Source organism: Streptomyces carpinensis, assembly GCF_002154505.1.
Taxonomy (GTDB): domain Bacteria; phylum Actinomycetota; class Actinomycetes; order Streptomycetales; family Streptomycetaceae; genus Streptomyces; species Streptomyces carpinensis.
Window position 1 is genome coordinate 1 of the sequence record NZ_MUBM01000755.1, and the last position, 837, is coordinate 837.

Annotated in this window: 1 pseudogene; it reads left to right on the forward strand. The window is 74.7% G+C overall.

Annotation, left to right across the window (positions count from 1 at the left end):
• A pseudogene (locus BZY54_RS48555) lies at window positions 1-836 on the forward strand (helix-turn-helix transcriptional regulator); the annotation flags it as partial.
• Between the last annotated feature and the right edge of the window lies 1 nt (window position 837).

The window sequence follows — 837 nt, forward strand, 5'->3', positions numbered from 1 at the left end:
CCGGCTCGGGGTGTCCCGGCGCACCGTGCGACGGGATGTCGACCGGCTGCGTGAGCTGGGCTATCCGGTGCAGGCGACCAGGGGCTCCGACGGCGGGTACCGGCTGGTCGCGGGCAAGGCGATGCCACCGCTGGTGCTCGACGACGAGGAGGCGGTGGCGATCGCGGTCGGGCTGCGCGCGGGGGCCGGNNCCGGCCCGGCTGCGCCACCGCGTCTCCACCCTCCAGGCCGCGACGACTCCGCTGACCAGCGGAGACGGTGCGAGCGTCGCCCCCGAGACGCTGACCGTCATGGCGTCGGCGATCGCGGGCCGGGAGCGGCTGCGGTTCGCCTACCGGGCCGGGGACGGCACCGGGACGCGACGGGTGACCGAGCCGTACCGACTGGTGTCGACCGGCCGGCGCTGGTACCTGGTGGCGTACGACCTGGACCGGACGGACTGGCGGACCTTCCGCGTCGACCGGGTGAGCGAGCCCTTCGCGACCGGTGCGCGGTTCGACCCACGGGAGCTGCCGACGGGGAACGCGGCGGAGTATCTGCGGCAGTCGATGCAGCGACGGCAGGAGACGTACGCGTTCACGGTGACCTTCGAGGAGCCCGCCGAGGCCGTCACGGCGCGGCTGCCCGCCTGGCTCGGCACGCCGGAGCCCCTGGCGGACGGCGGCTGTCGGCTACGGGCCACGGTCAGCGACTCGGTCGAGTGGCTGGCGGTCCGGCTGGCCATGCTCGGCTACACGTTCACGGTGCAGGAACCTGCGGAACTGGTGGAGTGCGTACGGGCGTTGGGGACCCGCCTGACGCGGGCTGCGGACGCTGATCCACGGCGGGCGGGGTGAC